Source organism: Streptomyces sp. NPDC006510, assembly GCF_040611955.1.
GTDB lineage: Bacteria > Actinomycetota > Actinomycetes > Streptomycetales > Streptomycetaceae > Streptomyces.
Map to the genome: position 1 here is coordinate 1 of NZ_JBEXPH010000259.1, position 9,655 is coordinate 9,655.

At 72.6% G+C, this 9,655-nt stretch carries 10 protein-coding genes, 1 rRNA gene and 1 pseudogene; 10 read left to right on the top strand and 2 right to left on the bottom strand.

What is annotated here, in order from left to right:
* The 3 genes from rrf to ABZY11_RS39785 form a co-directional block, all read left to right on the top strand.
* Window positions 1-95: ribosomal RNA gene (gene rrf / locus ABZY11_RS39775) — 5S ribosomal RNA — on the top strand; the annotation flags it as partial.
* Between the two features lie 183 nt (window positions 96-278).
* Window positions 279-929 carry a hypothetical protein gene (locus ABZY11_RS39780; RefSeq protein WP_356483845.1) on the top strand — a complete coding sequence of 217 codons (651 nt, stop codon included), beginning with the start codon at window positions 279-281 and terminating at the stop codon, window positions 927-929.
* Window positions 914-1,663 (top strand): tetratricopeptide repeat protein, encoded by a 750-nt coding sequence (locus ABZY11_RS39785; RefSeq protein ID WP_356483846.1) that lies wholly within the window; start codon window positions 914-916, stop codon window positions 1,661-1,663. The genes ABZY11_RS39780 and ABZY11_RS39785 overlap by 16 nt, the downstream gene beginning before the upstream one ends.
* A 56-nt stretch (window positions 1,664-1,719) precedes the next feature.
* Here ABZY11_RS39785 and ABZY11_RS39790 read toward each other — a convergent pair whose 3' ends face one another.
* Entirely contained in the window at window positions 1,720-2,997 is a 1,278-nt protein-coding gene (locus ABZY11_RS39790) for a DUF1015 domain-containing protein (RefSeq protein WP_356483847.1), read from the bottom strand.
* Between the two features lie 71 nt (window positions 2,998-3,068).
* On the opposite strand from ABZY11_RS39790, the gene ABZY11_RS39795 reads away from it, so the two are divergent.
* Both ABZY11_RS39795 and ABZY11_RS39800 read left to right on the top strand, forming a co-directional pair.
* On the top strand, window positions 3,069-4,097 hold the full coding sequence (locus tag ABZY11_RS39795) for an HAD hydrolase-like protein (protein WP_356483848.1): 1,029 nt from the start codon (window positions 3,069-3,071) through the stop codon (window positions 4,095-4,097).
* 112 nt (window positions 4,098-4,209) lie between these two features.
* Window positions 4,210-5,052: an ABC transporter ATP-binding protein gene (locus ABZY11_RS39800; RefSeq protein ID WP_356483849.1), complete on the top strand. Its 843-nt coding sequence runs from the start codon at window positions 4,210-4,212 to the stop codon at window positions 5,050-5,052.
* Window positions 5,053-5,088: 36 nt separating this feature from the next.
* On the opposite strand, the gene ABZY11_RS39805 is transcribed toward ABZY11_RS39800, so the two are convergent.
* Window positions 5,089-5,436: an SCP2 sterol-binding domain-containing protein gene (locus tag ABZY11_RS39805; protein ID WP_356483850.1), complete on the bottom strand. Its 348-nt coding sequence runs from the start codon at window positions 5,434-5,436 to the stop codon at window positions 5,089-5,091.
* 43 nt (window positions 5,437-5,479) lie between these two features.
* Between ABZY11_RS39805 and ABZY11_RS39810 the strand changes: the two genes are divergently transcribed.
* The 5 genes and pseudogenes from ABZY11_RS39810 to ABZY11_RS39830 all read left to right on the top strand — a co-directional run.
* On the top strand, window positions 5,480-5,818 hold the full coding sequence (locus ABZY11_RS39810) for a hypothetical protein (protein ID WP_356483851.1): 339 nt from the start codon (window positions 5,480-5,482) through the stop codon (window positions 5,816-5,818).
* A 7-nt stretch (window positions 5,819-5,825) separates the two neighbouring features.
* Window positions 5,826-6,641 (top strand): TlyA family RNA methyltransferase, encoded by an 816-nt coding sequence (locus tag ABZY11_RS39815; protein WP_356483852.1) that lies wholly within the window; start codon window positions 5,826-5,828, stop codon window positions 6,639-6,641.
* The gene (locus ABZY11_RS39820) at window positions 6,638-7,543 is read left to right on the top strand and encodes an NAD kinase (protein ID WP_356483853.1); all 906 of its coding nucleotides are present in this window, start codon (window positions 6,638-6,640) and stop codon (window positions 7,541-7,543) included. The genes ABZY11_RS39815 and ABZY11_RS39820 overlap by 4 nt, the downstream gene beginning before the upstream one ends.
* 108 nt (window positions 7,544-7,651) lie before the next feature.
* Window positions 7,652-9,397 (top strand): DNA repair protein RecN, encoded by a 1,746-nt coding sequence (recN, locus tag ABZY11_RS39825; protein ID WP_356483854.1) that lies wholly within the window; start codon window positions 7,652-7,654, stop codon window positions 9,395-9,397.
* 71 nt (window positions 9,398-9,468) lie between these two features.
* Window positions 9,469-9,655, top strand: a pseudogene (locus ABZY11_RS39830) (hypothetical protein); the annotation flags it as partial.

Sequence of the window (9,655 nt, forward strand, 5' to 3'; positions counted from 1 at the left end):
AAACGCCCGGTTACATTCCGAACCCGGAAGCTAAGCCTTTCAGCGCCGATGGTACTGCAGGGGGGACCCTGTGGGAGAGTAGGACGCCGCCGAACAATCTTTCAAGGACCCTTGGTCCCAGCGTTCACGCTGGGACCAAGGGTCCTTTTGTTTTTGCCGATGCGCGTCGGATGTCCGGCTGCGCCAGAATGTCTTGTAGTACCCGATGACAGGAGTCATGCAGATGTCCACCAACTCTCCCGACGATCGTTCGGAGCGCGAGCCGCGTCGCCGGGACGGTGGTGACCGAGGCGGCTTCAGCGGCCGCCGCGACGACCGTGACCGTGGGCCGCGTCGGGGCAACGACCGCGGTGGCTTCCGTCGTGACGACAGTCGGCCCACTGGCGGAAGCGGTGGCGGTGGCTTCCGCCGCGATGATCGCGACCGTGACCGGGGACCGCGCCGCGACGACAACCGTGGCGGTGGCTCCGGTGGCGGCTTCCGTCGGGATGACAGTCGTGGTGGCGGTTCCGGTGGTGGCTTCCGGCGCGACGACAGTCGTGGTGGCGGGTTCCGTCGGGACGACCGCGACCGGGATCGTGGGCCGCGTCGTGATGATGAGCGTGGTGGGCGTCCTTCGGGTGGGTTCGAGCGTCGGGATGACCGGCCGCGTGGGCCCCGTCGTGATGACGACAGCCGCGGTGGTGGCTTCCGTCGTGACGACAGCCGTGGTGGCGGTTCCGGTGGTGGCTTCCGTCGTGACGACAGCCGCGGCGGGGGATACCGCGGGCAGCGGGATGACCGTGGGGGCCGGGGTGGCTACCGTGGGCGCGACGACCGTGGCGGGTACGAGCGGCGGGACGACCGGGACCGCGAGCCCATCAAGCGGCTTCCGATTCCCGAGGACGTCACCGGCGACGAGATCGACAAGGACGTGCGACAGGAGCTGATGAGCCTGCCGAAGACCCTGGCCGAGGACGTCTCGCGCAACCTCGTCATGGTGGCCCGGCTGATCGACGAGGACCCGGAACAGGCGTACGCGTATTCGCGGATCGCGCTCCGGCTGGCCTCGCGGGTCGCTGCGGTGCGTGAGGCGGCCGGATTTGCCGCGTACGCCACGCAGAAGTACTCGGAGGCGCTGGCGGAGTTCCGGGCTGCCAAGCGGATGACCGGGTCCGTGGAGCTGTGGCCCGTCATGGCCGACTGCGAGCGCGGACTCGGGAGGCCCGAGCGGGCGATGGCCATGGCCGGTGAGCCCGAGGTGCAGAAGCTCGACAAGGCCGGGCAGGTCGAGATGCGTCTGGTGGCTGCCGGGGCTCGTAGGGACATGGGCCAGCTCGATGCGGCCATCGTCACGCTGCAGAGCTCCGAGCTCGCGTCGAACGCCGTTCACCCGTGGACGGCCCGGCTGCGCTACGCGTACGCCGACGCGCTGCTGGCGGCCGGGCGTGAGGACGAGGCGCGCGAGTGGTTCGGAAAGGCGCTGGAGGCCGACAAGGACGGCTCCACCGACGCGTCCGACCGGCTCGCAGAGCTGGACGGTGTCGAGTTCGTCGACGCACTCGACGAGGACGGCGACGAGGACGGCGACGAGGACGGCGACGACGTGGCTCCGGAGCCGGCTGTCACCGCGAAGGACGAGAACGGCAAGGACGAGGACAAGGACCGTACGCCCGAGGCGTAAGGCATGAGAGAGGGCGGCATCCCGGGAGGGGTGCCGCCCTTTTTGTTGCTGTCGGGTCAGTCGAGGTCGAGGCTCCGCAGGACCAGGCCGGTGGCCGGCTTGGGGCCGAAGGAGGTCGACTTGCGGGGCATGGTGACGCCCTGTCGGGCGAGGTCCCGGACGACTTCCTCGCGTACCGGATGCATCAGGACCGCCGTCGCGTTGTGGCGCTCGGCCTGTTCCACGGCGGCTGCGGTGTCGTGGATGTACGCGATGTGCTCCGGGGCGTCGGGGATCTGCCAGACATGGTCGAGCAGGGCCGCGTGCAGGACCGTCGCGTCGAGGGTCCGCCAGGCGGTCGGGCGGTCGGCGGGAATCGTGCGGGACAGCAGACCGGGGTCGGGGCGGTCGACGAGATGGAAGCCGCCGTCGCCCGCGAGCAGGAACGCGTTGCCTTCGGCGGCCGCCTCGGCGAGTGCGTCCAGGGCCTGGGGGAGCGGTCCGTCCAGGTCGCGGATGCGGAAGAGGCCGTTGAGCGCGGCGAGTGCGTCGGCGACCGGGAGACGGTGCAGCAGCCGGTGTATCGCGCGGACCCGGAGCGGGTAGCGGGCCGTGTCGACGAGGAGGACCAGGCCGAAGTCCCAGGGGCCCGGAGCGGTGTGCTCCTGCTGGAGGCGGAGGTACGTGGCCCAGCGGTGGTGCCCGTCGGCGATCAGGGCCTGGTGGTGGGCGAGATCCGTCTCGATCTCGGCGCGGTCGGCCGGGTCGGTGACCGCCCAGAGCCGGTGGTGGTAGCCGTCCTCGGTGGTGGTGTCCAGCAGCGGTGGCCGGTCCGTGGTCCGCTCGATGACGGCGGTCGCGCCCGAGCCGCCGTCGTCGCTGCGGTAGGTGAGCAACAGCGGTTCGAGGTGGGCGGCAGTGGCGCGCATCAGGTCGGCCCGGTCCTCGACGATATGGGCCATCACGTCCTCGTGCGGCAGGACGATGCCGTCGGCGGGGGCGGACAGTGCCAGTGCCCCGACGACGCCGCGTTGCAGGATCTCGGCGTTGCGCTGCTCGTAGACGTACAGGGCGGGCTCGCTGTCCGGGGCCAGGACCCCCTCGGCCAGCCAGCGGTTCAGGGTCTGTGCCGCCTGCTCGTGGCGGGCCGCGGCCGTGTCCGCCTGCGGCAGGATCAGCCGGACGATGTTGTGCGGATCCGCCGACTCCAGGTGGTGCAGCCCGTCGGGCCGCACCACGACGTCGTACGGCGGTGAGGTCACCGCGGCAAGACTGCCGACCCGCTCGGGGACGTACCGCAGTCCACGGAACGGGATCAGACGCAGTCCCTGGCCGGCCGGACCTGATGTGTTCATTTCTGCATCGTATGCGCGCGGCCGCGATGCGCGATGATCGGGACAGAAGCAGGCAACGAGGAGCGCAAAGAATGAGTCAGGCGAGCAGGACCAGGCCCAGCGGCAGCAGCACCGTGTTGAACGAGGCGTACGACACGGCGCTGCTCGATCTCGACGGGGTGGTGTACGCGGGCGGTCACGCGATCGTCCACGCCGTGGACTCGCTGGGGGCGGCGCGGGACGGCGGGATGCACCTGGCGTACGTGACCAACAACGCCCTGCGGACGCCGGCCGCGGTGGCCGGGCACCTGACCGAGCTCGGCGTTCCGGCGGAGCCCGCCGATGTGATCACCTCGGCGCAGGCGGTGGCCCGGCTGATGGCAGACCAGTTGCCTGCCGGGGCCCGGGTGCTGGTGGTGGGCGGCGAGGGGCTGCGGGTGGCGCTGCGGGAACGCGGGCTGGTGCCGGTGGACTCGGCGGACGACGAGCCGGCCGCGGTGGCGCAGGGGTACGGCGGCCCCGACATGGCCTGGGGGCGGTTCGCCGAGGCCGCGTACGCGATCGCGCGCGGGGTGCCGTGGTTCGCGTCCAACACGGATCTGACGATCCCGAGTGCCCGGGGAATCGCACCGGGGAACGGCGCGGCGGTGGAGGTCGTACGGATCGCCACCGGGGCCGAGCCGCAGGTAGCCGGAAAGCCGCTGCCGCCGATGCACCGGGAGACGGTGCTGCGGACCGGGGCCGAGCGCCCGTTGGTGGTCGGCGACCGGCTGGACACGGACATCGAGGGCGCGTTCAACGGCGGCGTGGACTCCCTGCTGGTGCTCACCGGGGTGACGGACGCGGCGCAGTTGGTGGCCGCCGCGCCGCAGCACCGGCCGACATATGTGGACGCGGACCTGCGGGGGCTGCTGACCGGGCAGCCCGAGGTGACGGAGAGCGGCGACGGCTTCGTGTGCGGGGGCTGGACGGCGTCGGTGCGCGGGGACGAGCTGGTGCTGGAGGGGGACGGGGACGTGCTCGACGGGCTGCGGGCGCTCTGCGGGGCGGCGTGGTCGTACGCCGGAGACGGTTCGTGCGGGCTGGACGCGGGCAAGGCGGTCGCCAGGCTGGGGCTGTAGCGGGAAGGCTCCCGGCGACACCGGCGCAAAGGAGGGTAGGCTAACCTAACTTTGCCCTGATCGGTGTGTCGTCGCCCCGCACCCGATCGCCTCCGATTCCGGGAGTACGACCATGCAGCGCCTCACCGCGGACTCGGTGACCCTCGGCTACGACCGGCGGGTCATCGCGGAGAATCTCTCGGTCGAGATACCCGACAACTCGTTCACGGTGATCGTGGGCCCCAACGCCTGCGGCAAATCCACCCTGTTGCGCGCGCTCTCGCGGATGCTGAGGCCGGACAGCGGGCGGGTGCTCCTGGACGGGCAGGCGATCCACGGGATGCCGGCGAAGAAGGTCGCCAGGACGCTGGGGCTGCTGCCGCAGTCCTCCATCGCGCCGGACGGCATCACCGTCGCCGACCTCGTCGGGCGCGGCCGGTACCCGCACCAGGGGCTGCTGCGCCAGTGGTCGCCGGACGACGAACGGATTGTCGAGGAATCGATGGCGGCGACCGGAGTCGGCGCGCTCGCCGATCGCTATGTCGACGAATTGTCCGGCGGGCAGCGACAGCGTGTCTGGATCGCCATGGCACTCGCGCAGCAGACGCCGCTGCTGCTGCTCGACGAGCCGACGACGTATCTCGACATCCAGCACCAGATCGATGTCCTCGACCTCTGCGCGGAGCTGCACGAGGCACAGGGGCGCACCCTGGTGGCCGTCCTGCACGACCTGAATCACGCCGCGCGGTACGCCACCCACCTCATCGCGATGCGGGAGGGCGAGGTGATCGCCGAGGGGGCACCGGGCGAGGTCGTCACCGCGGAGCTGGTGGAGCGGGTCTTCGGGCTGCGCTGCCAGGTCATCGACGACCCGGAGACCGGGACCCCGCTCGTGGTTCCGGCCGCGCGCAAGCCGCGCGGCGACGGGGCGGGCGTGCGCGGCAAGACGTCCGCCGGGGCGCCGGCCGGGGGCTGACGCCCCGGCGGACGGCGGAAGGCCGCCCCGGCCCGTCTACAGCAGCGACCTGAGCCTCAGCAGATCGCGGAAGCCGGCCTCCAGGCGGACCCGGCCCGAACCCCACGCCTTGGCGAAGTTCAGCTCACCGTCCACCATGGCCACCAGGTCGTCGCCGGTCATCGCGAGCCGGATCTCGGCCTTCTCGCGGGGCGGGCCGTCGGCCGTGTCCAGGACCTGGATCCGGCCATCGGCCAGCCGGCCGGTGAAGGTGATGTCGAGGTCCTTGATGTGGCAGCTCAGCGAGCGATCGAGGGCAGCCGCGCTGCGCACGTCGCCGTCGGCCCCCGCGAGGTTGTCGGAAAGTCTGTCGAGTGCGCTGCGGCACTCCGCCATGGTCACCATTGTGATCGACGGTACCGCAGCCCTTCGCGGTAGCGTTTCCCGCATGAGCGACTCGATGCCGGAACCGGGGACGGCGGCCGGAACAGCGCCCGGGAGCGCCGCGCAGGACCCGTCCGGCGAAGACGCGGCCCAGGCCGCCGCGGCCCCGCCGGATCCTGCCGCGCCCGCGCCCCTCAACGTCGCACGCACCCCCACGGGCAGCGCCGCGGTGGACGAGGAGCTGGAGCGTCTCGCCGATGCGGACCACCTCCCGGCGGACGGGCACATCGAGGTGTACGAGGATGTACACCGTGGCCTGCGCGAAACGCTGACCGGGCTGGACGCCGCGCCCACACCCGCACCGGTACCCGCACCGATGCCCTCGTACGACAACAGGAGCTGAACCGAACGTGGCAGGAGTGGCACGTCGCCGCCTCGACGCCGAGCTGGTACGCCGTAAGCTCGCCCGCTCGCGCGAGCATGCGAGCCAGCTGATCGCCGCGGGGCGGGTGACCGTCGGCGGGAACACCGCGACCAAACCCGCCACCCAGGTCGAGACCAGCGCCGCCGTCGTCGTGATCAAGGACGACAGCGACCCCGAGTACGTCTCGCGCGGCGGGCACAAGCTCGCGGGCGCCCTCGCCGCCTTCGTGCCCCTCGGACTGAAGGTCGAGGGGCGGCGGGCGCTGGACGCCGGGGCGTCGACCGGTGGCTTCACCGACGTACTCCTGCGAGCCGGCGCCGGCCATGTCGTCGCTGTCGACGTCGGCTACGGGCAGCTCGCCTGGTCGCTCCAGTCCGATGGGCGCGTCACGGTCAAGGACCGCACCAACGTACGGGAGTTGACGCTGGAGGCGATCGACGGGCAGCCGGTGGACCTGGTGGTCGGCGATCTGTCGTTCATCCCGCTGGGTCTCGTCCTGCCCGCCCTGGCGCGCTGCGCCGCCCCCGACGCGGACCTGGTCCTCATGGTCAAGCCGCAGTTCGAGGTCGGCAAGGAACGGCTGGGCAGCGGCGGAGTGGTGCGTAGCCCCGAGCTGCGGGCCGAAGCGGTACGGGAGGTGGCACGCCGGGCCTGGGCGCTGGGGCTCGGGGTGCGGGGGGTGACGGCGAGCCCGCTGCCGGGGCCCTCGGGAAACGTCGAGTACTTTCTCTGGCTGCGGGCAGGAGCACCTGAGCTGGATCCCGCAGATGTCGACCGTGCAGTGGCGGAGGGGCCTCGTTGACGACGAATGCGGTACGAACTGTCTTTCTTCTGGCACACACCGGCCGCCCGGCCGCGATCCGCAGTGCCGAACTGGTCGTACAGGGTTTGCTGCGCAGCGGCCTCGGCGTACGGGTGCTGGCCACCGAGGCAGCCGATCTGCCGCTGCCGCCGTCCGTCGAGACGGTCACGGACACCACGCCCAAGGCGGTGGACGGCTGTGAACTGCTGATCGTGCTCGGGGGGGACGGGACGCTGCTGCGCGGCGCGGAATTCTCCCGCGCCTCCGGGGTGCCGATGCTGGGCGTCAACCTCGGCCGGGTCGGCTTCCTCGCCGAGGCCGAGCGGGACGACCTGGACAAGGTCGTCGACCGGGTCGTCACCCGGGCCTACCAGGTCGAGGAACGCATGACCCTCGACGTCCTGGTGCACAGCAACGGGGACATCGTCCACACCGACTGGGCGCTCAACGAAGCGGCCGTGCAGAAGGTGTCGCCCGAGCGGATGCTGGAGGTCGTCCTGGAGATCGACGGCCGCCCGGTGACCGGGTTCGGCTGCGACGGGATCGTCTGCGCCACCCCGACCGGATCGACCGCCTACGCCTTCTCGGCGGGCGGTCCCGTCGTCTGGCCCGAGGTCGAGGCGCTGCTGATGGTGCCGATCAGCGCCCACGCGCTGTTCGCCAAGCCGCTGGTGACCTCCCCGACGTCGGTGCTCGCCGTCGAGGTCCAGCAGCACACCCCGCACGGGGTGCTGTGGTGCGACGGGCGCAGGACCGTGGAACTGCCCGCGGGCGCACGGGTCGAGGTGCGGCGCGGCGCGGTGCCCGTACGGCTGGCACGGCTGCACCACGCCTCGTTCACGGACCGGCTGGTGGCCAAATTCGCCCTGCCGGTCTCGGGGTGGCGGGGCGCACCGCACTGACCCGCGGACACTCCCCCGGAGGTGTTGCGAATGGATCGTGAACACACGGGAGAGTGAGCCCCGGGAGGCGGGGTCCGTCGCACATCGGCGCCCGGACCTCGTAAGGTCGTGTCCGTGTTGGAGGAGATGCGGATACGGTCGCTCGGGGTCATCGACGACGCGGTGGTGGAGCTGTCACCCGGTTTCACCGCGGTGACGGGTGAGACCGGCGCGGGCAAGACCATGGTCGTCACCAGCCTGGGGCTGCTGCTCGGCGGGCGTGCCGACCCCGCCCTGGTACGGATCGGGGCCAAGGCCGCCGTTGTGGAGGGTCGGATCACGGTGTCCGACGGCGACACGGTCGCCCTGCGGGCCGAGGAGGCCGGGGCCGAGATCGAGGACGGCGCGCTGCTGATCAGCCGTACCGTCTCCGCCGAGGGGCGCTCCCGGGCGCATCTCGGCGGCCGGTCCGTGCCGGTCGGGGTGCTCGCCGAACTCGCCGACGAACTCGTCGCCGTGCACGGCCAGACCGACCAGCAGGGGCTGCTGAAGCCCGCCCGGCAGCGGCAGGCGCTCGACCGGTACGCGGGCGACGGCGTCGCCGTGCCGCACGCCGAGTACGCGGCGGCCTACCGGCGGCTGCGGGCGGTTGTCACGGAGCTCGACGAGCTGACGACGCGGGCCCGGGAACGCGCCCAGGAAGCCGATCTGCTGCGCTTCGGGCTGGGCGAGATCGCCGCGGTCGAACCACTGGCCGGTGAGGACGTGGACCTCGCCGCCGAGGCCGAGCGGCTCGGTCACGCGGAGGCGCTCGCCTCCGCCGCGGCCCTCGCGCACACCGCGCTCGCGGGCAATCCGGAGGACCCGGAGGGCGTCGACGCGACGACCGTGGTCGCGGCCGCCGGACGGTCCCTGGACGCGGTGCGCGCCCACGATCCGGCACTGGCTGCGCTCGCCGACCGGATCGGCGAGATCTCGATCCTGCTCTCCGACGTGGCGGGCGAACTGGCCGGGTACGCCGATCAGTTGGACGCGGATCCGCGGCGGCTGGCCGCGGTGGAGGAGCGCCGCGCCGCGCTCACCGCGCTCACCCGGAAGTACGGCGAGGACATCGGCGCCGTGCTCGCCTGGGCCCAGGAGGGCGCCGCCCGGCTCACCGAGTTGGAGGGCGACGACGACCGGATCGGCGAGCTGACCGCCGAACGCGACGCGCTGCGGGCCGAACTCTCCGGCCTCGGGCAGGCGTTGACCGACGCGCGCAACCGGGCGGCCGCGCTCTTCGCCGAAGCGGTGACCGCGGAGCTGGCCTCGCTGGCCATGCCGCACGCCCGGGTCTCCTTCGACATCCGGCAGACCGAGGCGGCCGACGAGGCGTCCGGCATCGAGATCGACGGGCGGAGCGTGGTCTACGGGCCGTCCGGCGCCGACGAGGTCGAGCTGCTGCTGGCCCCGCACCCCGGTGCCCAGCCGCGGCCGATCGCCAAGGGGGCGTCGGGCGGTGAGCTGTCCCGGGTGATGCTCGCCGTCGAGGTGGTCTTCGCGGGCGCCGACCCCGTACCCACGTATCTCTTCGACGAGGTCGACGCGGGCGTCGGCGGCAAGGCCGCGGTCGAGGTCGGGCGGCGGCTCGCGAAGCTCGCCAGGTCCGCCCAGGTCGTCGTCGTCACGCACCTGCCGCAGGTGGCGGCCTTCGCGGACCGGCAGCTGCTGGTCGAGAAGACCGTCGACGGGTCGGTGACCAGCAGCGGGGTCACGGTCCTGGAGGGCGAGGACCGGGTGCGCGAGCTGTCCCGGATGCTCGCGGGCCAGGAGGACTCCGAGACGGCACGGGCCCACGCGGAGGAGCTGCTGGCCGCGGCGCACGCGGACGGGTAGCGGGCGCGGGCCCGCATCGCCGAGGCGGCCCGCCGGACGGTCCCGGCGGGCCGCTGCGTACTCCGGCGCGCATGGGAGCAGCGTTCAGCGGCGCCGTGAAGTCCGGTGCAGTCGCCGCCGCCGTCGTGGGGGGTGTGTACCGGGCGCTGCGGGCCCGACCGCGCCCGGGCCTGCGGCGCACCAACCACGCGGGCCGTACCGTCGATCTGTACGCGGGCCCGGCCGCCGCCCTCGGCGCCGCGGCCGGAGCGGCCGTCC